Genomic DNA, 25,521 nt, shown 5'->3' on the forward strand with positions numbered 1-25,521 from the left:
AGTTTAATTTTTTACTAATTTTTTAATTTCAGATTTTTTATCCGAATCTATTTTTACTAAATAAATTCCTTTTGATAATTTAGAAAGATTAATAACATTCTTATTTTTTGTAATTTCTGAAGTGAATACTAATTTTCCTAAAATATTATATATGTTAATTGTTGTAGCTTCTGTTATACGAAAATACACTTGATCTCCATTTGTTGGATTTGGAAACATTTTAAAAGATTCAAAAGTACTATTTTTTGTGCTTAAAGCAGAGGAATGACTCCCAATACCATCAAAACTGTTTGCGCCTAAAATATCCCATTCAGCAGTATCAAATCTCGTATTTGGTTCAGTAATCGATGCTTTTCTTCTATACGTTTTATCTTTGATATGATCGCTAGAATTATCTTCTTCACCAATGATATCAATTAAGACTCCGTTTTTGAAAAAACCGATTGGGTCATTACCATTAAAATTTAAAGGAGATCCAAACCCATAGGGAGAAGTATCAACATTTGGAGGACCTGCTAAATCAGATTCCGCAACTAGAGTAGGGTCAGACACATCAATATGAGTAATAACAAATACTTCACCAGGTATAATATTTACGTCTCCTAAATTATAATCATCAACCCAAGAGCCTCCATTAGACTGTTTTTGAATAGAATACTCTGATAAATTTATAGTAGAACCTGTAAGGTTTACAATTTCAATCGCTTTGTTATTTCCTGAACTCGGTTCTACATATTCAGAAATAAACAACTCGGTAACACCAGTAGAATTGCCTGCAGTAGTTGTCGCGTTTACAGCAGCACTTTTGGAAGATTTATTATTATCGATGTCTTTAGCTAGTATTTCTACGCTATATGTGGTAGAGGTAGAAAGGCCAAATACAGTATAAGAGAGCGCTGTTGTTGTTGCATTCAAATTTCCATCGACAAAAATTTCATAACCACTTACAGCACTGTTGTCTGTTGATGCTGACCAAGAAACTTTAAATGAAGAATCTGTACTATTGCTTACAACCACATCCCCAGGTATTGTTGGTGCTTCTGAATCTTGCAAGGTTGTACCGTTTTTAGCCACACTTGCATTAGACATATTATTAATTAAATCTTTGGCAACAATAGTAAAGCTATAGGTTGTATTTGTATTTAAATCACCAATGGTGATATTTGTACTGGTAGTTTGAGCTTCTAAAACACCATCTACATATACATTATAGCCAGTTACTCCAATATTATCTGTAGAAGCCGACCAAGAAACATTTATAGAGTTTAAACTGATGTTATTCAATGTAACATTAGCTGGAGTAGTAGGTGCTTGTGTATCGCTATTTTTATAAATTCCCCAAGTATCTTCTGCCGAATTTCCTCCCCAAATTCTGGTCGCTAAATACGGGTTGTCTATAAAAGGGTTTCTATTTCCTTGTGCTGCATAATTTGAAGTGTTTTCATGATAGCTATTTCTAGTTTTTTCAACATCCGAAACAGGATCTTCTACATTCCATTGCAAGAATAAATCAATCATCTCGTCCTGGGTAAATTCTTTGCTCCCAACACCAACGGCAGTAGGTAAGCATACAGAACCATAACGCATGTACATATACATAATCATTCTTGCTGCATCACCTTTCCAATCATCTCCCGGATACCAAGCAGCAGTATTTGGGCCGTCTAAACCTTCATGAAAATCTAAAGTTGAATAATTAGAAGTACCAGTACCTCTTCCGTATTTTCTGTTATTTCTAGCTGAATTTCTAGTTCTGTCTGCAGCTCTCAAGTGATGAGCATCTGTAGACGGACCAGGTATATCGGTATCTAATTTTGGATTGGCTAAAGATTTAGGAAAAACATGCTCTCTATTCCAAACATATGTATCTCCGTCTCCAATATCTTGTAATCTGTTATCTCTAGAAATATCATTTGAAATGTCTTGATCAGAACCATTTTCCCAACCATAAAATAAAATTACATCCCCCGAAAGAGCCACATAATCATCGGTTACCTTAGTTGCATCCCAAACATCTGGACCACTACTTGTATATTCTAAGACTCTTTTATGCGTTGCTATTATTTTAGCAGCTAATGCATCTTTAAGTTGCGTTCCGTATAATGTTAAATCTACATCATTATAATATGTCTCTTGAGAGAAAGAGACCGAGTATGAAGCAATAAAAATTAAGATAAGTAGTTTTTTCATCATGTATATTAAAATTAAATTAAAAAATAGATACTCTCTTTTTCTGCAATTGAAACTTTAAATCAGCAATAAAGATAAAGTTTTATTTTCGTTCTAAAAGGGCCATATAAAAACCATCGAATCCAGAAATATGCGCCAATACTTTTTTATCTGACACAAAAGTAAACTCTTTTCCGGCTTCCGATGTTAAGAAAGTTTTAACTTGATTTTGATTTTCTGATGGTAAAATAGAACAAGTTGCGTACACCAATTTTCCACCTGGTTTTACCATCTTAGAATAACTCTGTAATATTTCTTGTTGTATTTTTTTAATATTGTCTATAAATTCAGGTTGTAATTTCCATTTAGAATCTGGATTTCTACGAATAACGCCTAAACCAGAGCAAGGAGCATCAATTAAAACTCTGTCTGCCTTGCCATGTAACTTTTTAATCGGCTTTGTAGAATCGATAACACGCATATCAATATTATGTGCTTTGTTTCTTTTCGCTCTCACTTTAAGTTTACGGAGTTTACTCTCGTAAATATCCATGGCAATAATTTGCCCTTTATTTTCCATCAAAGCGGATAAATGCAATGTTTTACCTCCTGCACCTGCACACGTATCTATTACTTTCATGCCCGGCTTTACATCTAAATAAGCAGCAACTAATTGTGAAGAAGCATCTTGTACTTCAAAAAAGCCATTATGAAAAGCCTCTGTTTTAAACACATTGGCTCTTTCTGGTAATATTAATGCGTCTGGATGCTGCGGAACAAATTCGGTAATTACGTTTTCTGCATGTAACTTTTTTTGAAGAATTTCTCGAGAAACATTTAGTGTATTTGTTCTTAAAATCACTTTAGCTTGCTGATTTAAAGCAGCAATTTCTTTCGTCCAAAGATCTTCTCCTAGTTCAGAGACACACAATTCATCCATCCAATCAGGAATAGATTCTCTATATTTCCTTGTTTTAGACAACTCTGCAAAACGACCTTTGATTCTTCTCGTGGGCACATCACCAACTTGATTCCAATCCGGTAATGCGATGCCTCTTAAAATACACCATACAGAAAACAGTCTCCAGATATTATCTCTATCATAAGGTGCCTTTACTTCGGCAATTTCTGCATACAATCTATTCCATCGTACAATATCGTAAATTGTTTCTGCAACAAACTTACGATCTCTTGCACCCCAACGTTTATCTCGTTTTAGTGCTTTTTCAACAGCTTTATCTGCATAAACGCCTTCGTTAAATATATCTCTAATGCTGTCTATAACTGCAAAAGTTAAATTTCTGTGTAATCTCATTTTTAAATTATAATAGTGGGCAAAGATACGTCAAATAAAAGGTATTTTGTATTTTCGTTATTCATATCTTTTTAAATTGAATTTAAACTATCCAATTACATATATAAAAGGAATTAGTGTACAAAGAGCAACGCTTTTGTATACGGAGTTGGGTATAAAAACATGTAATGATTTACTAAACTTTTTTCCTTTTAGGTATATTGATAAAACTGCTTTTTATAAGATAAATGAGTTGCAACCAAATTCTTCTGAAGTTCAAATTGTTGGAAAAATAACGCATGTAAAATCTGTGGCTCAAAAAAGAGGAAGTCGTCTTGTAGCCTCTTTTCAAGATGCCACTGGAACTATTGAGTTGGTTTGGTTTAGGGGACAGAAATGGATTAAAGATTCACTTAAAATAAATGAGCCATATGTGGTTTATGGTAAGTTGAATCATTATAATGGCAGTTTTAGTATGCCGCATCCTGAAATAGAATTAGTTACAGAATACAAAAAAAAGTTGCAAACTAAAATGCAACCCGTATATCCATCAACAGAAAAATTGACAAATTCTGGTGTTTCTAATAAATTAGTTAGAACATATATTCAGAATTTACTGCAACAATTTTATGATAAAATAGAAGAAACTTTATCAAATGAAATTATTGATGATTTTAAAATGATTTCGAAACGTGATGCTTTGTTAAATGCACATTTCCCTAAAAGCCAAGAAAATTTAGCCAAGGCACAAAACAGATTAAAATTTGAAGAATTATTTTTTATTCAGTTGCAATTATTAAGAAAGAAACTCATCAATAAAACAAAGATTAAAGGATTTGTTTTTGAAAATGTGGGAGAGTCTTTTAATTCATTTTACGGTAATCATTTGCCGTTCGACTTAACGAATGCTCAGAAAAGAGTGTTAAAAGAAATTAGAAAAGATGTTGCCTCTGGTGCACACATGAATCGCCTTTTACAAGGTGATGTTGGCTCTGGGAAAACAATCGTGGCTTTATTATCAATGCTTTTAGCAATTGATAATGGTTTTCAAGCAACCATTATGGCACCAACAGAAATTTTAGCAACACAGCATTTTCACGCAATTTCTGAGATGTTAAAAGACATGAATCTAAAAGTAGATCTGTTAACTGGTTCTGTAAAAATTAAAAAGCGAAGAGAAATTCATAAAAATTTAGAAGATGGCACGCTTCATATTTTGATAGGAACGCATGCTTTGTTAGAAGACAAAGTGAAATTTAAAAATCTTGGAATTGCAATTATCGATGAGCAGCACAGATTCGGAGTTGCGCAAAGATCAAAATTATGGAAAAAGAACACCACTGTTCCTCATATTTTAGTCATGACAGCTACCCCAATTCCCAGAACTTTGGCGATGTCTGTGTATGGCGATTTAGATATTTCAGTGATAGATGAATTACCTCCGGGCAGAAAAGAAGTAAAAACGGTGCATAGGTTTGATAGCAATCGTTTGTCGGTTTTTAAATTTATGAGAGATGAAATTGAAAAAGGAAGACAAGTGTATGTTGTGTATCCTTTAATTCAGGAATCTGAAACGATGGATTATAAAGATTTAATGGATGGTTATGAAAGTATTTCTCGCGAATTTCCGACTCCTAAATATCAAATAAGTATTGTTCACGGAAAAATGAAACCCGCCGATAAAGAGTTCGAAATGCAGCGCTTTGTGAAAGGAGAAACTCAAATTATGGTGGCAACAACAGTCATTGAGGTTGGCGTAAACGTGCCGAATGCAAGTGTAATGGTTATTGAGAGTTCAGAACGATTTGGGCTTTCGCAATTGCATCAATTAAGAGGAAGAGTTGGGCGAGGAGCAGACCAAAGCTATTGTATTTTATTATCGAGCTTTAAATTATCTGCAGAAGGAAAAACTCGTTTAAAAACAATGGTGGATACGACAGATGGATTTAAAATAGCAGAAGTAGATTTAAAATTACGTGGTCCAGGAAACTTAATGGGAACACAACAAAGTGGCGTCTTAAATCTGAAAATTGCAGATGTGGTAAAGGATACAAAAATTTTAGTAGCAGCAAGAAATACGGCAATTAATGTTTTGCAAGAAGATTCTAATTTATCAAACCCAGAAAATATAAACATTAAAAAAGCTTATTTAGAACTCTCTAAGACGTCTAAAATTTGGAGTAATATTAGTTAGAAATGTAAAATTATCCAATGAGTTTAGTTTTTAAAAGAAAGTAGCTTTAGAAGTAGTTATTGTTTTGGATACAGTTGCATGAACTGTTTTTTCATTTAAATGCAGAAGTTTTGGAAAAAAATTAAAAACTTTTGAAGTATTGCCTTACATTCTTGAAAAACACACCAAAGCTATTGTTTTTGTCTAAAAGAAAAATTTTCTGATACCAATAAAAATAAAAATCATAATTGTATAAATTAAGAAGAAAGGTAGAATAAATACTTTTAATCCTGCCACGAGCATAGTCGCGATAATCAATAATTGAAACCCTAAACCAAATGTTGAAATAGCCGTCATTAGCCAATTTGGGAATATTTCACCTTTATCTGCAGTACGATCTAAAGTATAAATAGTTTTATCAAAAACACCATAAAATAGTTTATATAAACGAAAAAGAATATCTACGTGCTTTTGCTTTTCGCCTTCTAAAGCTATTGGTGTTTCGTTCTCGAATACACGACTAGTAGTATCACCGTCAAACTTATTTCTTAAAATAACATAGTAGTAATTGTAAAGGGTTCCTTGCAACTGCAAACCGATGAAGGCCGCAAGGCATATCCAGACGGAACTGCTAGTAATATACCAAATAGCAATAAAAAATAAAGCATTTAGGATAATATCTGCAACAGAGTCTAAATAACGACCTGTATATGAGGGTGTTTTTTTTATGCGAGCTAATTCACCATCTGCGGCATCTAAAATAGACTTAAAGATGAGAAAAAAGGCAGCTAGCCAATAATGACCTTGAATAATACAATAAATAGCAATTAAACCAGATATAATAAAGCTAATAGTTACATGAATAGGAGTGAAAGATGTATTCCTTAAAGAGTTTGCGATAACTTTAGCGATTGGTCTTCCGTAATCAGAAAGATCAATAAATTTATGCTCTTTTGGTAATTTGGACATTTAATATCATAAAAACTGTATTGTGGAATATACCAATTTAAAGTTACACAAATATACAGCTAAATTATATCTTACAACTTTGTTTTAACGGTAACTAAATTAATAATGTTACTAATAAAATGTTTATTTCAATATTCGAAAGTATATTCTGAATTCAATGCATTAATATTTAGTCATTTGTCTTGATCGGGTTGTAAAACTAGGAATAAAATTTTCTAATTATTACAAAAGGTAATTTACAGTATCCGTCTGAATTTTTGTAAAACTAAGTTTATCTAAATTTATTTTAATGGTTTCATTATTTTTAAAGGTTTGTTTTCAGTAGATTTTTTTTAAAGATATTGACTAATTAAATCTTTCGAAATTATTTTTAATTCCATCATTTAATTAAAAAAAAACACTCAATACTATGTAATTACATAATATTGAGTATTTTGTGAACTGAATTATTTTAATTAGTTATTCAATAATTTTGGATGAAACCCTATTCCCATTGATATCTGAATACCAATCTAAACTAGGATCTGAAGTTACAAAATCATCAAAATTTGGGAATGCTTCTAAAATTGAAATACCTTCTTTTGGCCAAGGCATATCGATAGGTAGATCGCTTAACACCCAAGGAAATCCATTAGAATTTACAAAAAGGTTATTAATATCTGAAGATCTATCATCACATCTTAAAAAATTACTATCATCATTAAACTTTGAAGGTGAGTTTAAAGCAGAATAATTGCTATGCAAAGAGTTAAATAAAGGATGAACTTCTTGACCTGGTTCTCCATTTTTACGCATAAACTCGTCGTAAGCTCCATCTATATTCGTTACTGTTCCTGAGATTACCGGAATATCTGAGTAATCTATTCTAACCGTATTAATTAGGCCACCTGAGTTGCTGGTGTATATACTTTTTATATTATTAAAAACAAATAAAGTGGTATTATTCTCACTATCATGCAGTCTCTCTATTTCACTACTAGAATATTTGTCAGAACTATCCAAACTTAAAGTGGCATTATTATCTTGATCTATCACTCGTAAAACAAAGCTGTTATTGAAAGCGGCTCCTATTGCTGGAAATTTATAGTCAAACTTAATTTCAGTTATAAATGTATTTTGTCCATTATTACTAGAACCATTATTAATACCTTCTTGATAACTGTAATTATGCACTAAGTCATTTAAATCATAATCTCCCATACATGGGTATAAATCTTCGTATATCGTTGTATAAAAACTATTTTCTCCTTGAGGAAAATTATAAGAAGCTACATTAGGGTTGTTATCATCAACATCTACACCTGCTATAGAGCCATCGTTATCATTATCAACTACATTATTATACCCAAGAGAACAAGCACTAGATGAAATAAAAGTGTCGCAAGTACTAATAACATCGCTATCACCAATACTGCTGTTATAGCTATTTGAACAAATATCTAATTCTCCTTTAAACTTTTTATTTGATGACCAAAAAGTTATAGAACCAGTTTCTATAATGGAATAACTACTATCTCCCTTTATATTTCCGCCAGATGTAATACTTGCGCATTTAAATATTGAACCTTCTTTAATTTTCACCTCATCAGCGGGATTACTTAAAAAAGATCCAGTGATTGCCGTGTAAGAAGCATTTTTAAATTCTACTTTCTTATTATTTATAAAGTTACCACGAACAATCGTTTTACACTCATTTTTAAATTCACCACTATTAACAGTAAAATTCCCTTCAACGTCAAGTGTAGATCCATCTTTGTTGTGCAGTTTATCTGAAATGGTAACACTTCCACCAACATTTACAGTTCCTCCATCATTATCAAAATGTCCCTCTATCTTCAAAGATCCTGAAATATTACAAGTCCCTCCATAAATATTTATTTCATCAGAAAAGACATCAAGATCTCCATTATTAGACATGGTACCCCAATTGTTAAATTCACTCGCACTTCTGAAGATTATATTTACTCCATTAAAAGTACCCTCGTTATATATGGTAGAATATAATGCTCCATTAAGAGATAAACTCCCCCCACTAGCCACATAGATAGTAAGTTTACCACTCCAATCAGTTAACGAACTTGGTGTCCAAGAGCCTCCACTACAAATATAGATGCTTGTATTCTTATTAACAATGATTGCTTGCGTTGAATTATTTGTTATTTTAAAATTCCCATCGTCATTACCATTAAACTCACTGTAATCGCTGCAATTCCAGCTAGGAGGAGTGTAGGATGAAGATGAACTACTTGTTTTTGCAGAAGTTGAGCTTTTACTTTCGTCTGAATTATCTGTTATTTCATCCTCTATTTTAAAATTTTGTAATTCACTAGGATTTAAAATCCATTCTCTAACTCCTATTGCTAAATCAGCCTTAACAGACAATAAACTTGTATGATTTGGCACTTTAATAATACTACTAATAGACTTTTCTCTACCAATAGAACCATCATACAATAATTTTTGTTCTTCATTCTCAAGTTTAAATATTTTTATTTTCACCAAATCTGCACGAGAATTTTCAGATAAAGATATGTTAGCAGTTTGTAATGAAATTGGCCTTAAATCATGTCCATCCGGAACTACTAAATTAGCAATGCCACCTGAGACATTTTCTGAAATTTCTTCTGAGATTTCTTCCGCTATTTCTTCAATGTCTTTTTGGAATTCTGAGATGCAACTCTGAAATAATGCAAATAGAAAAAGTAGTTTGATAAATTTGATTTTCATTTTTATAGATTTTAAAATAAGAATGTATGAATAATAATTATCTTCAAAAATATGCATGAATCTTCAAAAAAATATTTTATTTGAACTGTTCAACCTTTTTGTGTCGTTCATTGGCTAGTTTGAATGGATTAACTGATTTCATCGACACTAGTTTTTGTATTATACTACTGGAATATAAATAGTTATATTTAAATGTTTAGGATTAAAAACATTGTAGGAATGGGGTTTGAAAGAGAGTTTACTAGAATTTAATAGTAAAATTACTAAAAGCAAAACTTACGTAAGTTTAAAGTAATCAAAGTGCTTTAAATTTTGATATTTTTTTTTAAAAAGAATAATGCTTATAAGCTTATTGATATAAATGTTAAATAATTTAGATCGTTTTTATAGAAGTCTAAAAAAAACTTACTCTTAATAAGTTGGAATGTAATAAATTTTTGGACAAAAAGATCAGTAAGCTTTTTAGAGAATTATTCAAATCAATAACTATTATTGAATTAGTTTAAGAGTGAATATTCTTTTTTAAGTTTCAAATTTTATAATTATACCATTTTATTCAAATTGAGATTTTTTTAAGGCAAAGATTTCACATAAACGTTTAAAAAACAAGATTTTTTGAAACATCCCCATAATTTTTAATACTAGTTTTAATAACTGCTGCGAAACATTTTATATTTAGATATTTAATTTTTTCCATGAGCCATAATTTATAAAAATGTTTAAACATTTAAAAATAGCCTTTATTCTCCATTTCTCATTATAAGCGCAGGGATGTCTAAAGACTTATAAAGTGCATTATAAGCACTCATTTCAGTTTTTATAATGGCATCTCGTTCAGTTTTGTATACTTGCCAGTCTTGCATTAAATCTTTAAACCTTTCTTTAGCTCCTGTGGTAACTTTGGGGTTAGATTGATCTAGATAACTTTTAAGTTGAATAAGTTGCGCATTAAGTTTGTTATTAAAATTAATAACATCTTGAAACGTTTTTTGCTTTGCTTGTATTAGATTTTCTTCCCAGCTATTGATGCGCTTAGTCAAAGCCTCTCCTGTTTCTATCAATGAATCTGCATTCTTTTTGCCTTTTAAAAGCTTGGCATAGTTGGTAAGCTGTGTTTTAGCAGAGCGCATTTGGTTTACAGACTCATGCATTTCTTTGATGGTAGCTTCTATTGTAACTAATATTTTTTGTTGCTCTATAAAATCTTCAGCAGAAGAATCAACTCTAGGATTTGGAAGAATTGTTGCCACGGTTTCAGAAACATCGCTTCCTAATGTCATTCTTAAAGTATAATTTCCTGGAGCAACATTTGAGCCAGCTAAGCCACCAAAAATAAAAACCTGATGTATAGAAGGGAGCGGGTCTCTTCTAAAATCCCAAGTAAAACGATTGTATCCTTTTTTAGAAGGTAAAATTTGAGGTTTAGAAGGGCCGCCAGGCCATGATTTAAGATTAGAATCTTTTTTATTAGTATACGTTCTTATTACTTCAGAGTTCTGTAAAACCTCTAATGTTAGGAGCAAAGAATCTATGTTTTTTTCTAGATAATAATCAAACGTAACACCACTTCTTGGGTTTTGTCCTTGACCAACAGCTTTAGAAGTGCCGCCAAAAATTCTATAGGTATTCTTAGGTTTCACAATTTCAATAGGTTTGTTGAGGCTACTTTTATTTTGCAACGCTCCTAAATCATCTAAAATCCAAAAGCCTCTGCCAGATGTTGCGGCCACTAAGTCGTTGTCTTGTATAATTAAATCGTTGATAGCAACTACTGGTAAGTTTAGTTTTAGTCGTTGCCAATGAGCCCCATCATCATTAGACACATACAAACCTGTTTCTGTTCCCGCATATAATAATCCGGGCTGTTTTTTATCTGCTCTTACCACCCTTGCAAATCCATTAGGATCGTCTAAACCATTCACAATTTTTGTCCAAGTTTGACCATAATCGGTTGTTTTAAAAATATGAGAGTTTAAGTCCATAGATTTGTATCTCATAATTACAACATAAGCAGTGGCTGGATCATGTTGGGAAACATCAATACTATTTATGATACCGTCTTTAATCCCTTCTGGTGTAATATTCTCCCAGCTTTCGCCACCATTTTTTGTGATATGTAAAAGGCCATCATCACTACCGGCATAGAGCACTCCCTTTTCATGAGTTGATTCTACCAAGGCAGTAAGTGTATTATAATTTTCGCCACCAGCGGCTTCATTTGTATACGGGCCACCACCTGGGCCATGTTTGGTAATTTCATTTTTAGTTAAATCTGGACTTATTACTGACCAATTAATTCCCTGATCTATTGTTTTAAAAACCACATTTCCAGCATGATACACTGTAGCTCTATGATGAGGGGAGGTGATAATAGGAGCATTCCAATTATATCTATATTTTGAATCTTTAGGAGCAATACTTAAGCCTAATTCTGGATATTCTTTAATTGATTTTTGTTCTCTTGATTTTCTTGACCAAGTGCTAATATTTCCTTGATAAGTTCCTCCGTAGACTAACTCAGGAGCATCAGGGTCGAAAGCAATAAACGCACTTTCTCCACCAGCTACAGAATACCAATCTTTCCAATCTATTCCGGAATCATTGGTTCTGCTAGCAATACCAATAGCAGAATTATCTTGCTGTCCACCATAGACATTATAGGGCACCAAATTGTCTGTAATTACGCGATAAAATTGAGAGGTTGGTTGATTTTGTTGCGTACTCCAACTCTTACCTCCATTAAAAGAGATATTGGCACCTCCGTCATTTGAATTGATAAGGTTATTGTTGTCTGTTGGATTAATCCACAAATGATGATTATCACCATGCGGTACAGGAATATTAGAAAAACTTTTACCTCCATCTATAGATTTCATTACAGGAGCGTTTAAAACATATACAATATTTTCATTTTGAGGATCGGCAAAAATTTCCATATAATACCAAGAACGTGCAATATTTACACGATTACTATTTATTTGTTTCCATGTTTTTCCTGCATCATCAGAACGATATACACCTCCTTTTTCACCTTTTGCTTCTATCACTGAGAACACACGTTCAGGGTTTGCTCTAGAAACAGAAATTCCAGATTTCCCAAAAGCTTTTGGCAATCCTTTTTTCATTTTATTCCATGTATCTCCTCCATCGATAGATTTAAACAATCCAGAATTTACACCACCAGATTCCATAATCCACGGGTATCTTTGATGCTGCCACATAGCAGCATATAAAATACGAGGATTGGTCATGTCCATAGACATAGAAGAAGCACCAGTATTGTTATTTACAGATAAGATATTTTTCCATGTTTTTCCCCCATTTGTAGTTTTGTAGATACCTCGTTCTTTTGAAGGCGCATACTGCGCTCCTTGAGCAGTAATATAAATGATATCAGAATTGGTTGGGTGAATTACAACATCAGAAATATGACGTGTTTTATCTAAGCCCAAATGCTTCCAAGTTTTTCCGGCATCCATAGATTTATATACGCCATCTCCCATTGAAGTCATAACACCTCTTGCTGCATGTTCTCCCATTCCAACAACAACAATATTAGGATCACTTTCTGAAACAGCTATAGCACCAACAGAGCCCGTTTTAAAGAAACCATCTGAGATATTTTTCCATGTAATCCCATCATCAGTAGTTTTAAAAACTCCACCACCAGTAGCACCCATGTAATAGGTATGAGGTTTTCCTATGACTCCCGTAGAGGTAACGCTTCTACCTCCTCTAAAAGGTCCAATATTTCGCCATTTTAAGCCATGAAATAAGGAGTCTGTAATTGCTATAGCAGGTTCTTTTACTTTCTTTTTTCTTTTTTGAGATTGCAGGGTTAGTGGAAAAAGAAGAAGACAAATAAGGAGCAGTTTGAGTATTTTCATGAGATTTATTTTGGGTAATTATTGTATCAGTCTTTATATAACTAAAGTTTATAATCTATTAATTTGATATTATTTTTAATACTAGGTAATAAGTTGTTTCATATTTTTATCAACTTTTACTCTATGTTAAGAGCTCCAATGCCATGATCCCACAATAGACTATTATAAGCAGGAATAATAGTATTTATAAGTTCTTCTGATCTGCTCTTAAGGATTTTCCATTGTTGGTCCAGTTCCACGCGTCTGTCCTTCGATCCTTGATTGACTATTGGCAAATCACTGTCATTTTGGTTGATGAGGAAGATGTATTCTGCTGTGAATTTATTTGGAAAATTTTCTACATCATCATAAGCTTTCGATTTACGTTGAACCATGTCTTCATCCCAAGATATAAGCTTCTTGAGTATTTTTTCACCTTTAGATCTTACCATGCTATATTTCTTTTCTCTGGGTAAATCTTTCAAAATTATAGCGATCTTATGCTGCATTTTTTTTAATTTATGAACTCTGATGTGCATATCTGTGAGATTTGCCCCAGTTTTCATTTGGAAATCATGAGTTTCTTGATATGCTTCTTTAGTACTATTATATAATGGGTTTGGTAAAATATTAAATGATACTTTAGATGATTGATTGTCTTGTTTTATGGCAGCTGTATATGCATTCGGCATCGCTTTATGACCTCTAAAAGATCCTTCAATGTAAGCAGTGGGCGCTCCAGGTAAATTATTATATCTCATATCCCAAACAAAACGATTAAGTCCAACTTTATTTGATAGTAAAGGCTCAGGTGAAGGGCCTCCCGGATATTTTATATAATTAGGATTTGGTTTCGAGCTAATGGTTCTCACCAAGTTTTCATCTTTATCTGTAATCACTAAAGTTAATTCTTGCTCTTTTGTGGCATTAGGTAAATAATAGTAAAATACAATTCCATTTGCAGGATTAACACCTTGGGAATCATCTGTACCTCGGAAACTATCTGAATTACTATTTAATTGACTTCTCCAGTTTCCGATAACAGCATTCTCTGGCTGAAGTAGCGCGAAAGCTTTATTAGTTCCTTTAAACTGGCGTATTAATCCCAAATCATCTAATATCCAAAAAGATCGACCCATGGTTGCAATGCTTAAGTCGTCATGGCTAACTTTTAAATCTGTGATTGGTGTAATGGGTAAATTTAATTGAAATGATTTCCATTGTTTTCCACCATTCCAAGATATGTACATACCTAATTCTGTGCCAGCAAAAAGTAAGTCTTTTCGCTTAGTGTCTTCTCGAACAACCCTTGTATAGGCTCCTGTTGGAATACCAGAACTGATATTGGTCCATGATTTACCATAGTTTGTAGTTTTATAAATAGAAGGGGTATAGTCGTTAAATTTGAATCGTGTTGTCGCAATATAAGCTGTTGCCTTATCGTGAGGAGAGACTTCAATCGAATTAATTAAAGTCTCGGGAAGACTTTTTGGTGTCACAATCTTCCAAGTTGTTCCGCCATCTTTAGTTAATTGTAAAACACCATCATCAGTTGCAGCCCAAATAACTCCTTTTTCATGAGGTGACTCAACAACATACGCTAATGTGCCATAATTTTCAGCTCCTACGGCTTCGTTTGTATAAGGTCCGCCACCTTTTCCTTGTTTTTTCTTTTCATTGTTGGATAAATCAGGAGAAATTTCTTCCCAATTTAGACCCTTATCTCTCGTCTTTAATAATAGTTGTGCACCATGGTAGTATGTGTCTGTTTCATGCTGTGAACGGACGATTGGTGCATTCCAATTATATCTATATTTCATATCTTTCCCATCTCTGCCCAAATACTGTATGGGAGCAGCCATAATCTGAGTACTGGCTTTAGCTTTGGTATCTAAGATTTCAATGGTTCCCAAATAACTGCCTCCTAACACGTACCTCGGATTATCAGGGTCAAAAGCTAAAAAAGCACTTTCTCCTCCGGCGGATGGAGACCAATTATGCTCATCTATACCACCGCTGCCTAGTGCAAGGCTGCTAATTTTTACGGAAGAATTATCTTGTTGGCCGCCATAAAGATTGTAAGGAAACAAGTTGTCTGTATTGACTCTATAAAACTGTGCTGTTGCCATTCTGTTTTGGGGTGACCATGATTTTGCATAATTATACGATACAGCCGCGCCACCGTCATTCGCAATTATCATATTTTTACTGTTGTTTGGATTAATCCAAAGATCATGGTGATCTCCATGTGTCCCAGTTATTGTTTTCCAAGTTTTTCCGCCATCGATTGACCTTTGAGCACTGGCATTGAGTACATATATTTTTTCATCATCATTAGGGTCAATAAACAACTCTATATAGTACCATGCCCTTTGAATTAGACTATGATCTGAAGAAACTTTAGACCATTTAGCTCCTGCATTGTTAGAAACGAATAATCCACCCAACTCTTTGTCAGAGTCACTCTCAACTAAAGCATACACTTTTTCAGAATTTGAGCGGCTCACGGCGATGGCCATTTTACCTTTCTCTTTTGGCAAGCCTTTGTGAATTTTATTCCAAGTTTTTCCTCCGTCCGTAGTTTTGTAGAGACCACTTCCGACACCTCCACTTATCACTTTCCAAGGCAAGCGCTGATGTTCCCACATTGCAGCATACATTACTAAAGGATTGTTATAGTCCATTGATAATTCTGCACAACCTGTTAAATTATTTACATAAAGTACTTTACTCCAGTTGACGCCGCCATCTACTGATTTAAAAATACCACGATCTTCATTAGGGCCATATAATGCTCCTTGTGCTGCTACGAAAAGGATATTTGGGTTTTTTGGGTGTATTACTATTCTTGATATATGCTGAGTAGCTTTTAGTCCCACATTTTTCCATGTTTTACCGGCATCAGTAGATTTATAAACACCATCTCCATAAGAAGTCATTACGGCTCTGGGAGCATGCTCACCCATTCCCACATAAATTATGTTTGGATTACTTTCAGAAACTGCTATTGCCCCAACTGAACTAGTTTTAAAATAGCCATCTGAAATATTTTTCCAGAGCTGACCACCATCCTCAGTTTTCCAAAGCCCTCCGCCTGTATTCCCCATATAATATGTCATGGGATTTCCAATTACACCAGATCCAGCTACAGATCTACCACCTCTAAAAGGACCAATATTTCTGTATTTGACAGATTTAAAAATAGAATCTATAGATTGTGCGAAGGTTGCCGAAGCTATCAAGAATATTAGAAAAGGAAGCGTAATTTTTTTCATGGTCTTAATTTTAGGTGAAGTCAGTTTTGATTTAAACAAAAGCCCTTTCAAACTTAATAAAAATTATCTAGCCTTTAATCCGAAAGAGTAATAATGTTTTACAACTTTTATTTATAAGGTTGGTAAGACTGTTAAGTTGTTTGTTGAATGCTTCATTTTACTAGTTTAATTATAAATTTCATGAAGTGTTAGCTAGCGTATTGTTTCTGTCTAGTTCAATCTAAATATTATGTACTCTATTATCTAATTTGGCGACACTATTTTAAATTAATGTTCAATTTCCCAATTCCCTTAAGGTCTATTTTATTGAAACACTTTAAGATTTGAAGTTGAAAAGAAGTTTCATGATATTTAAAATAAAACTTTACATAAGTGCTTTTAAAGCAATTGTAATTAGGTATTTATGTTTTTTATTTAATCGCCAGCAAAAGGAGTTTCAAATATGCCAACAGCTAGCTCAATCCAAATTAGTATTAAGATAATAAAAATAGCAGCTATGAGTCCCATTTTGAAATTAATGTTCTTTATTTTTCTCATTACAAATTCAGATATTAATCCCGCTGTCAATAAAAGGCTCCCTGCGATTATAAAATCCATTATTGTCCAGTTAACTTCGTCGGTAAATTGCATTGCTATTAATGGTATTAGCAATAAAGAAAATGAAATCAGCAAAATAAGGATCAATCTTATGTTTTTCATCATATTCAATTTTTTTATCGGTCTTATATTTTCACCATTGTATTTGTAAATGGCTGGTCTCAGGTTTAAAATTCTAATTTAATGAAAAGAACAAACCAAAAAAAACGTAAGATTTTCTCAGTAGACTTAAAAGAAGCAATAGACGATTTACTTTGCTACAGGCCGTCATTTTATAGTTTTGAATCTCTCAAATCATAAAATTAACAAAATTCTTTTCTTTTCCATTGGTTGATTGCATTTCTGTTTTTTGACGAGAACTTTTTTATTTTCCATATTTTATTCTCTTTATTTTCTATTGCGAAATCCAGGAAAAAACATATTTACTCTTTTTGTATAAGACTTGTAATTAGGTCTTTTTTGTAAAGAATAATACTCAGAAGGTATAGCTCCTGTAAGGTATACCAAGGTATTATACATCATTATAGAGACGAATAGCAAAGCAAGTCCCAGTAGAACCCAAATTATTAATGATTCTGAAGATCGCAATGCTAACCAAGACGGTATGGAAATAATTATTAAGGAATTCCAAATCGTCCACTCCGCAAAGTAGTTAGGGTGTCTGGTGTATTTCCATAAGCCTATTTCACAAACTTTATTCTGTAGCTTTTCAGTTTTCATTCGTCTAAGAAATCCTAACTTTTGTTTATCTGCGATGGATTCAAGGATAAATGAAGCTACCCACAATAATAAACCGACTACCTCAAAAACGGATATATTTGGATTAGGGTTAGAAGCAATAATAAAGGCAGGTAAGGCTAAATAGGAAACGTTTGCCAAACCTTGAACTAAAGCATCTATTTGCATAGCTGCTTGAATATTTGTTTTTCCTTTTCTTTCCCATCTTATTCGCTGATATCTGTATCTCGGTAATTCTTTCTGAATATATCCTTTTAACCAAAACTGAATAGCTCCAATACCCATACGAAGTCCCATGAGAATATATAAAGCACCAATACCCCAAACCCGCCACGAGTAACCTTCACCCAAAAATAAGGTCACTAATCCAATACATACTAAGCCCCAAGGCCAGCCTATATCTACATAAGATAAAGTTTCCGTTTTCCAAATGGGATAGAGTACAATTGTTCCAAAAAGAACTAATTGAATACTGCCGCTGATTACTGATATTTCAGCGAAAGATGTTGTAAACATCAAAATAATACAACCGATAATATAGGGGTATAGTGGTTTTATATAATTCATCTAACTATTTTCAGAATTTTAAATATAAGTTATTATAGTAAGACAAAAAAATAGGATAACTTAAATCAAATATTGTTTATGAATTTACTCTTTCGTATGACTGGAAACTTTTAAGTACTTCTATTTTGTTTTTTATAGGAAAAGGTCTTGTGTATAATTTCATTCCGTGAATCAGCAACTAATTGAGAATACAATTACTACTTAGAGTATCTATTCCCAAAGTTTAAGAAAAAAAGGTTATTTTTTAGTTCAGTTCTTGGTTGTAGCTTTTCGTTATTTACTAACGATATTATTCAATTTTTATAAAATTTTGTATTATTCCATTTTCAATTTTAGCAAAGCTTATTATTTTACCTTTTTCTTCATAAAAATTTAATGACAAGGGAGTTTCCTTTATGAAAAATTTATTTTTTTTATAGGGAACTATTTCAGTTTTTCTGGTGCTCTTAATATAAATACGCTTATTTTCTATTATTATATTAAGCACACTACGACCCTCTAAATAATAAGTACCAGTATACTTTTTTAAAATATCTTGTGATAGCTTTATTTGTTTATAATCCTTTTGTGGTTTATTGCTTTTTGAAATAAATTATCAAACGATTTTTTTTTTAACTTATTTATGTAATGTTAGCAGCTTATATATTCAACAATCTTTTTGCAGCGTTAAACGGGGTTGTTTTTCCGTTTTCTAAATTGTTAATTTCTTTTTCTAGTGCTTTTTTAATCTTCTTTTTTTGATAGAAATTGTCTTTTAGTTGTTGTTCTATAGTGGCTAATAACCAATATTTATTTTGGTTATTTCTTTTCAGTGTAAAATAGCCGTTCTCTTTTGTTAAAGAGATATAATCAACAATCATTTTATCAATTTTTGAAATACCTATATGCAGTAATGCACTTGCAGTGATTACTTTCGGCTGCCAGTTGCTTTCTTTTATGGGGTATAAGTGCAAAGCTCTATTAAATTCAACTTTGGCAATTTTAGCGTTCTTTTCATTATCTCCATCAGCTTTGTTAATCACAATAGCATCTGCCATTTCTATAATTCCGCGTTTAATTCCTTGCAATTCATCGCCAGCTCCCGCCAATTTTAATAATAAAAAAAAGTCGACCATGGAGTGCACAACGGTTTCAGATTGCCCAACGCCAACAGTTTCAATTATAATAGTATCAAAACCGGCGGCTTCACATAGAATGATGCTTTCGCGTGTTTTTTGCGCAACTCCGCCCAACGATGTGCCAGAAGGAGAAGGTCTAATAAAAGCATTTTTATCAGTAACCAATTCTTCCATTCTCGTTTTATCTCCTAAAATAGAACCTTTGTTTACAGAGCTACTTGGGTCTACAGCGAGTACAGCGACTTTTTTGCCTTGCGTTGTTAAATGTTTTCCAAAAGCTTCAATAAATGTGCTTTTTCCAACACCTGGAACACCTGTAATACCAATTCTTATGGAATTATTTGCAGAGGGCAAGCAGCGTTCTAAAATTTCATTTGCTTTTTGTTGATGCTTGGCATTGGTACTCTCTACTAACGTAATGGCTCTGCTTAAAAAAGTGATATCTCCTGTTAAGATTTTAGCAACAAATTCATCCACAGAATTTTGTTTAGCTCTACTGGTTTTAATTTTTTCTGCAGCAGATTTACTGGTTGTTTCTGGTTTAGAAATACCTTCTTTTTCATGTAATGCAGACGTTTTTTTAACCATTGTAAAATAAAAAATTCACAGTAAAAATAAACTATTTATAGAATAATAGGAAAGATTTTAGGTCTTAAAAATTTTATCAGCATAAAAACATTTTTAAAGAATATAAAGTCTGCAAAAGAGTCGGTTTCATAATTTTTTAAATAGGGGCGCTCTATTCTAAAATAATATGTTGGCTGCAAATAGAGTATAGGTGCATAATTAAACTAGGAGCACTGCTGTTTTTACTTCTGAATTAGGTATTATAAATAGCAAAAAGTGATGTATACAAAATAAATAAAATGTCTTATTGATAGAGAAATCCAATGTTCGTTATCAGTCAAGTAAATGCGGACTATAAAGAAAGTTGTAATTCAAGGAAAATAAAGTACGATAAACATTAAAAGAAAAAATATGTTGGATAAATAACTACTTTTAAATTTACCAAACTTCTAACAAATTCCATTTCGCTATTCTTTTTAAAGTTCCTATATTTATCCGCTGTAAATAGGCACTTTTTTAATGGAACGCTACAAAGAAAATCAACTTAAAGTATACAACTCTTTAACGAAAAAAAAGGAGAATTTTAAAACCATAACAGACGGATATGTAGGTATGTATGTTTGTGGGCCAACGGTGTATAGCAATGCTCATTTGGGGAATGTAAGAACCTTTATGTTCTTTGATGTTGTCTATAGATATTTATTGCATTTAGACTATAAAGTGCGCTATGTGCGTAATATTACAGATGCTGGTCATTTAGAAAACGATGCTGATGAAGGTGAAGATAGAATTTCTAAAAAAGCACGTATCGAAAAAATTGAACCGATGGAAGTCGTGCAACGTTACACAGTAGACTTTCATGATGTCTTAAAAAACTACAATTTTTTACCACCAAGCATAGAACCAACCGCTACAGGTCATATTGTTGAGCAGATAGAAATGATTAAAGAAATCTTGGAGAAAGGTTTTGCTTATGAAATAAATGGTTCGGTATATTTTGACGTTTTAAAGTATAATGAAAGCAGTCATTATGGTATTCTTTCAGGAAGAAAGGTTGAAGATTTAATTCATAATACTCGTTCACTTGATGGACAATCAGATAAGAAAAATCCGCAAGATTTTGCACTTTGGAAAAAAGCAGATGAGAGACACATTATGCGCTGGCCATCTCCATGGAGTGATGGTTTTCCGGGTTGGCATTTAGAATGTTCTGTAATGAGTACAAAATATTTAGGTGAACAATTTGATATTCATGGAGGTGGAATGGATTTAAAATTTCCACATCACGAATGTGAAATTGCGCAATCACAAACTTGTAGCGGAAAGACTCCAGTAAATTATTGGATGCATACTAATATGTTGTTGTTAAATAGTCAGAAAATGGCGAAATCTACGGGTAATTTTATTTTACCAAACGAGATTTTGTCAGGAGAAAATGAGATTCTTCCGAAACCATTTTCAGCGAGTGTCGTTCGTTTTTTTAATATGCAAGCCAATTATAGAAGCATTTTAGATTTTTCTGGTGAAGCATTAGAAGCCTCCGAAAAAGGACATTCAAAATTAATGGAAGCGGTTCGTCTCTTAGATAAAATTGAAGCTGGAAAAACATCAACGTTTGATGTTAAAAAGTGGAAAAAAGACTGTTATTCAGCAATGAATGATGATTTTAATACACCTGTTTTAATTGCGCATTTATTTGAAGCTGTAAAGGTGATCAATCAAATAAAAGAACAAAAAGCAAGCATAACCACTGAGGATATTTTAGTATTAAAAACAACTATTAATGGGTTTGTTTTTGATGTTTTAGGATTGATGAATGAAAATTCTGAAGACAATTCAAAAAAAATAAATGGTGTAGTAGAATTATTAATTAAGTTAAGAAAAGAAGCACGAGAAAATAAAGATTGGACACTATCAGATCAAATTAGAGATGAATTAATTGAATTGGGAATTCAGTTAAAAGACGGTAAAGAAGGCACAACTTTTTCAATCAATTAAGTTGAAGAAAATACTTTCATATCCATTTATTTTATTGGTGCGGTTTTATCAAAGCGCAATTTCACCATTAACACCAGCAGCTTGCAGATACAGTCCGACGTGTTCACATTACACTATTGAGGCTTTGCAAAAACATGGTTTATTTTCTGGTGGTTGGTTGGCAATAAAAAGAATATTTAGTTGTCATCCTTGGGGTGGAAGTGGTTATGATCCTGTTCCAAAAAAAAAGAATAAATAATTAATATCGGTGCTAGTAAGAAGATTAAAGTAATTTGATTTTTAATCAAAGATCGCCTCAGTACATTTTCAATTAAAAATAGAATATAAATAAAATATGAGTTTTTTAGCAATAGAGTGGGACCCATCCTTAGGCATTGATTTAGGTTTTTTTGTGGTACGTTGGTATAGTTTGATGTTTGTAACAGCATTTTTATTGGGTTTACATCTCATGAAAAAGATATATATCAAAGATGAAATTCCTATTGAAAAATTGGATACGTTATTCATGTACACCTTTATTTCGATGCTCATTGGTATGCGTTTAGGAGATGTGTTTTTTTATAGTTGGGATTATTATCAAAATCATTTACTAGAAATTATTTTACCTTTTAAAAAGCAATTAGGAGAGAGTGCTCTTTTTGGCATCATTAAAGATTGGAAGTTTACAGGTTTTACCGGGTTTGCAAGTCATGGAGCAGCAATCGGTATTATTTTTACCATGTATTTTTATGCAAAAAAACATTTACAGAAATCGTGGTTATTTATTTTGGATAGGTTAGCAATTATGGTCGCTTTGGCCGGTTTTTTTATTAGATCCGGGAATTTCTTTAACTCAGAGATTTATGGAAAAGAAACGGGTTCTAACTTTGGTGTTATATTTAAAGCTGCGGGTGAAACAACAGCAAGACACCCAACGCAGTTATATGAAGCTTTTAGTTATTTAATCTTGTTTTTTGTAATGTGGTATTTGTATTGGAAAACGGATAAAAAACAACAAGAAGGTTTCTTATTTGGATTATTTATGACTGTTTTATGGTCTTTAAGGTTCTTTATAGAATTCTTAAAAGAAGCGCAAGTAGTTGGAAGGGAAGATTGGGTTTTCAATTCTTTGAATACAGGTCAGGTTTTGAGTATTCCATTAGTATTCATAGGAATTTGGTTAATGTTAAAGAAAACAAATAAAGCTAAAGAATTAAATGGATAAATTAAAAGAACGTTGGGATATAGATTCCAATTGGTCCATAATCGCAATTTTTATTGTTTTTGCAATAAACGGTTCCTTTGCTGCTTGGGTAGCAAAGCCAATTACTGAGTTTTTAGGTTTATCTCCAGAAGTAATTTCAGTATGGATTTATTGGCCATTAAGAATACTATTAATATTTCCTATTTATCAACTGACATTGCCAATAGTTGGTTGGTTATTTGGGCAGTTTAAATTCTTTTGGACTTTCGAAAAAAAGTTTTTAAGTAGATTAGGACTTGGTTTTTTGTTTAAAGAAAATAATTAGGTTTTAATAATAATATTCTCTTCTTCTTGAGAATTATCTTTGCTGAAAAGATAGGTATACAACCACATAATTGTAAACGTTGGAATAATATTTGTTATAGGAATTATCTCTTCTAAAAAACTAATAATACCAGCAATTTTACCTTTTTCACCTTTATACATTTTAGTCATTAAATAACCAGAAATTGGCGCCCAAACTAAATCTAAAGGTATAATTGTTAAAAAACCAATTAGATCCAACAAGATACTTAATCCTAATTTTTTATATTTTTTATTCATACTTTTATTTGTAGAACATACGTCAAAATTCTTGCCAAAAAATGTTATTTTGTTATATAAAATTATAAGTTTGTTAAAAGTAGGTATTCAAAATGAATTTTAAAGACTTTACCCAAAAAATAGGGGATCTAAAAACAGAAAAACTCGGAGGATTAGAGGCTCAGTTTAAAATGGCGCCTAAACTTCGCTTTAAATATAATCAAGAGAAAATAGTGGCTAGTAAGCCAAAAAAAGCAGCTGTTTTAGCATTGTTTTATCCGAATATAAAAAATGAAACCTGCTTTCTATTAACAAAAAGAGCCAGTTATAAAGGCACACATTCCGCCCAAATAAGTTTTCCAGGGGGAAAAATAGAAAAATCTGACACCAGTTTACAAAAAACGGCATTAAGAGAAACCTTAGAGGAAGTGGGCGTGCAACCTTCATCTGTAGAAATTATAAGAGAATTAACGGATGTATACATACCACCAAGTAATTTTTTAGCAACTCCTTTTTTAGGTACCATTTGTAAAAAACCAGATTTTATTTTAAACCATGAAGTTGAAAAAGAAATTGAAGTTTTATTAAGTGATTTATTGAATGAAGCAAGTATAACCGCCGTGAATATGAATACTTCTTATATGAATAATATGGAGGTACCGTGCTTCAAATTAAATGATCACATAGTTTGGGGGGCAACCGCAATGATGCTCTCGGAAATTAAAGAACTCTTAAAATAGCATGTTCTTAAATTGTTTTGTAATTTTGTTTGTATAACTATAAAAAAAGCAGTAAAAATGCCTCTATTTAAAAGGAATCCGTTTGGACATTATTTATTTATAAAGAAGTGGATTATTCGCTTTTTCGGGGTTATTTCTCATAGCAGGTATCGTAATTTTAATAACCTTCAAATTGAAGGTTCACAAATATTAAGAGATTTACCAGATAAAAAAGTGCTATTCATTTCTAATCATCAAACTTATTTTGCAGATGTTGCTGCTATGTTTCATGTTTTTAATGCTTCTTTAAAAGGTAGAGAAGACTCTATTAAGAATATTGGTTATATATGGAATCCAAAATTAAATTTTTATTTTGTTGCTGCTGGCGAGACAATGAAAGCTGGCTTGTTGCCTAAAATATTTGCCTATGCGGGTGCTGTCTCTATTGATAGAACTTGGAGAAGTGCAGGCGAAAATGTTAAAAGACAAGTAAAAACTTCAGATATTTCAAATATAGGTAAAGCCATAGATGATGGTTGGGTTGTTACGTTTCCGCAAGGAACAACGACGCCTTTTAAACCGATTAGACGGGGAACTGCACATATCATTAAAACATACAAACCAGTGGTGGTGCCAATTGTTATTGACGGTTTTAGACGCTCTTTTGATAAAAAAGGATTACGTATTAAGAGAAAAAATGTTTTACAATCTATGGTCATAAAAGAACCTTTAGAAATTGATTACGAGAATGAAGATATTTCGGATATTGTAACAAAGATTGAGTTTGCTATTGAACAGCACCCATCATTTCTTAAAGTGTTATCTGTGCAAGAATTAGAAGACCTTAAAAAAGAAGAGGTTGCATTAAATAAAAAGAGAAAATTCTGGACTTCTTAGTTAAATAAGCAGACAGATATATATAAAGTCAATGATGTTTTTTTAGATTTATAAATTATAAAAAGCTTCTTATCATAAAACA

General features: G+C 32.3%; 17 protein-coding genes. 7 read left to right on the forward strand and 10 right to left on the reverse strand.

Features of this window, described 5'->3' with window-relative positions; translation table 11 throughout:
• Positions 1-3: 3 nt before the first annotated feature.
• Entirely contained in the window at positions 4-2,193 is a 2,190-nt protein-coding gene (locus BLT88_RS06440) for an endonuclease (RefSeq protein WP_091953758.1), read from the reverse strand.
• 79 nt (positions 2,194-2,272) lie between these two features.
• Entirely contained in the window at positions 2,273-3,484 is a 1,212-nt protein-coding gene (locus BLT88_RS06445) for an RsmB/NOP family class I SAM-dependent RNA methyltransferase (RefSeq protein WP_036785796.1), read from the reverse strand.
• Between the two features lie 76 nt (positions 3,485-3,560).
• Between BLT88_RS06445 and recG the strand changes: the two genes are divergently transcribed.
• Positions 3,561-5,657 carry an ATP-dependent DNA helicase RecG gene (gene recG, locus BLT88_RS06450; protein WP_091953759.1) on the forward strand — a complete coding sequence of 699 codons (2,097 nt, stop codon included), beginning with the start codon at positions 3,561-3,563 and terminating at the stop codon, positions 5,655-5,657.
• A 183-nt stretch (positions 5,658-5,840) separates the two neighbouring features.
• On the opposite strand, the gene BLT88_RS06455 is transcribed toward recG, so the two are convergent.
• From BLT88_RS06455 to meaB, 7 genes are all read right to left on the reverse strand, one after another.
• Positions 5,841-6,605: a CDP-alcohol phosphatidyltransferase family protein gene (locus BLT88_RS06455; RefSeq protein WP_091953761.1), complete on the reverse strand. Its 765-nt coding sequence runs from the start codon at positions 6,603-6,605 to the stop codon at positions 5,841-5,843.
• A gap of 459 nt (positions 6,606-7,064) precedes the next feature.
• On the reverse strand, positions 7,065-9,332 hold the full coding sequence (locus BLT88_RS06460) for an LruC domain-containing protein (RefSeq protein ID WP_157691153.1): 2,268 nt from the start codon (positions 9,330-9,332) through the stop codon (positions 7,065-7,067).
• Positions 9,333-10,072: 740 nt separating this feature from the next.
• Entirely contained in the window at positions 10,073-13,219 is a 3,147-nt protein-coding gene (locus BLT88_RS06465; protein ID WP_091953764.1) for a glycosyl hydrolase, read from the reverse strand.
• A 116-nt stretch (positions 13,220-13,335) separates the two neighbouring features.
• Entirely contained in the window at positions 13,336-16,473 is a 3,138-nt protein-coding gene (locus tag BLT88_RS06470; protein ID WP_091953765.1) for a glycosyl hydrolase, read from the reverse strand.
• A 414-nt stretch (positions 16,474-16,887) separates the two neighbouring features.
• Positions 16,888-17,175 carry a hypothetical protein gene (locus tag BLT88_RS06475; protein ID WP_368086553.1) on the reverse strand — a complete coding sequence of 96 codons (288 nt, stop codon included), beginning with the start codon at positions 17,173-17,175 and terminating at the stop codon, positions 16,888-16,890.
• 282 nt (positions 17,176-17,457) lie between these two features.
• Entirely contained in the window at positions 17,458-18,324 is an 867-nt protein-coding gene (locus BLT88_RS06480; RefSeq protein ID WP_197675657.1) for a DUF1295 domain-containing protein, read from the reverse strand.
• A 689-nt stretch (positions 18,325-19,013) separates the two neighbouring features.
• Positions 19,014-20,081 carry a methylmalonyl Co-A mutase-associated GTPase MeaB gene (gene meaB / locus BLT88_RS06490; protein ID WP_091953768.1) on the reverse strand — a complete coding sequence of 356 codons (1,068 nt, stop codon included), beginning with the start codon at positions 20,079-20,081 and terminating at the stop codon, positions 19,014-19,016.
• A 498-nt stretch (positions 20,082-20,579) separates the two neighbouring features.
• Between meaB and cysS the strand changes: the two genes are divergently transcribed.
• From cysS to BLT88_RS06510, 4 genes are all read left to right on the forward strand, one after another.
• Positions 20,580-22,058, forward strand: a complete 1,479-nt coding sequence (gene cysS, locus BLT88_RS06495; protein WP_091953770.1) for a cysteine--tRNA ligase — start codon at positions 20,580-20,582, stop codon at positions 22,056-22,058.
• 1 nt (position 22,059) lies between these two features.
• Positions 22,060-22,296: a membrane protein insertion efficiency factor YidD gene (yidD, locus tag BLT88_RS06500; protein ID WP_091953771.1), complete on the forward strand. Its 237-nt coding sequence runs from the start codon at positions 22,060-22,062 to the stop codon at positions 22,294-22,296.
• Between the two features lie 96 nt (positions 22,297-22,392).
• On the forward strand, positions 22,393-23,262 hold the full coding sequence (gene lgt, locus BLT88_RS06505; RefSeq protein ID WP_091953773.1) for a prolipoprotein diacylglyceryl transferase: 870 nt from the start codon (positions 22,393-22,395) through the stop codon (positions 23,260-23,262).
• Entirely contained in the window at positions 23,255-23,566 is a 312-nt protein-coding gene (locus BLT88_RS06510; RefSeq protein ID WP_091953774.1) for a DUF6787 family protein, read from the forward strand. Before lgt ends, BLT88_RS06510 begins: the two co-directional genes overlap by 8 nt.
• On the opposite strand, the gene BLT88_RS06515 is transcribed toward BLT88_RS06510, so the two are convergent.
• Positions 23,563-23,844, reverse strand: a complete 282-nt coding sequence (locus tag BLT88_RS06515) for a hypothetical protein (protein WP_091953776.1) — start codon at positions 23,842-23,844, stop codon at positions 23,563-23,565. The genes BLT88_RS06510 and BLT88_RS06515 overlap by 4 nt on opposite strands.
• Positions 23,845-23,936: 92 nt before the next feature.
• Here BLT88_RS06515 and BLT88_RS06520 point away from each other — a divergent pair, with 92 nt between their 5' ends.
• Positions 23,937-24,563, forward strand: a complete 627-nt coding sequence (locus BLT88_RS06520) for a CoA pyrophosphatase (RefSeq protein ID WP_091953777.1) — start codon at positions 23,937-23,939, stop codon at positions 24,561-24,563.
• 57 nt (positions 24,564-24,620) lie between these two features.
• Positions 24,621-25,439, forward strand: coding sequence for a 1-acyl-sn-glycerol-3-phosphate acyltransferase (locus BLT88_RS06525; protein WP_036785839.1), 819 nt, complete (start codon positions 24,621-24,623; stop codon positions 25,437-25,439).
• Positions 25,440-25,521 lie beyond the last annotated feature (82 nt).

Source organism: Polaribacter sp. Hel1_33_78, assembly GCF_900106075.1.
GTDB lineage: Bacteria > Bacteroidota > Bacteroidia > Flavobacteriales > Flavobacteriaceae > Polaribacter.

What these genes read in the sequence shown, in the direction of transcription:
- meaB (WP_091953768.1), bottom strand. Translation starts at nt 20,081, where the DNA reads ATGGTTAAAAAAACGTCTGCATTACATGAAAAAGAAGGTATTTCTAAA.
- BLT88_RS06470 (WP_091953765.1), bottom strand. Translation starts at nt 16,473, where the DNA reads ATGAAAAAAATTACGCTTCCTTTTCTAATATTCTTGATAGCTTCGGCA.
- BLT88_RS06475 (WP_368086553.1), bottom strand. Translation starts at nt 17,175, where the DNA reads ATGATGAAAAACATAAGATTGATCCTTATTTTGCTGATTTCATTTTCT.
- cysS (WP_091953770.1), top strand. Translation starts at nt 20,580, where the DNA reads ATGGAACGCTACAAAGAAAATCAACTTAAAGTATACAACTCTTTAACG.
- BLT88_RS06455 (WP_091953761.1), bottom strand. Translation starts at nt 6,605, where the DNA reads ATGTCCAAATTACCAAAAGAGCATAAATTTATTGATCTTTCTGATTAC.
- BLT88_RS06525 (WP_036785839.1), top strand. Translation starts at nt 24,621, where the DNA reads ATGCCTCTATTTAAAAGGAATCCGTTTGGACATTATTTATTTATAAAG.
- BLT88_RS06520 (WP_091953777.1), top strand. Translation starts at nt 23,937, where the DNA reads ATGAATTTTAAAGACTTTACCCAAAAAATAGGGGATCTAAAAACAGAA.
- BLT88_RS06440 (WP_091953758.1), bottom strand. Translation starts at nt 2,193, where the DNA reads ATGATGAAAAAACTACTTATCTTAATTTTTATTGCTTCATACTCGGTC.
- lgt (WP_091953773.1), top strand. Translation starts at nt 22,393, where the DNA reads ATGAGTTTTTTAGCAATAGAGTGGGACCCATCCTTAGGCATTGATTTA.
- BLT88_RS06445 (WP_036785796.1), bottom strand. Translation starts at nt 3,484, where the DNA reads ATGAGATTACACAGAAATTTAACTTTTGCAGTTATAGACAGCATTAGA.
- BLT88_RS06510 (WP_091953774.1), top strand. Translation starts at nt 23,255, where the DNA reads ATGGATAAATTAAAAGAACGTTGGGATATAGATTCCAATTGGTCCATA.
- BLT88_RS06480 (WP_197675657.1), bottom strand. Translation starts at nt 18,324, where the DNA reads ATGTTTACAACATCTTTCGCTGAAATATCAGTAATCAGCGGCAGTATT.
- BLT88_RS06515 (WP_091953776.1), bottom strand. Translation starts at nt 23,844, where the DNA reads ATGAATAAAAAATATAAAAAATTAGGATTAAGTATCTTGTTGGATCTA.
- BLT88_RS06460 (WP_157691153.1), bottom strand. Translation starts at nt 9,332, where the DNA reads ATGAAAATCAAATTTATCAAACTACTTTTTCTATTTGCATTATTTCAG.
- BLT88_RS06465 (WP_091953764.1), bottom strand. Translation starts at nt 13,219, where the DNA reads ATGAAAATACTCAAACTGCTCCTTATTTGTCTTCTTCTTTTTCCACTA.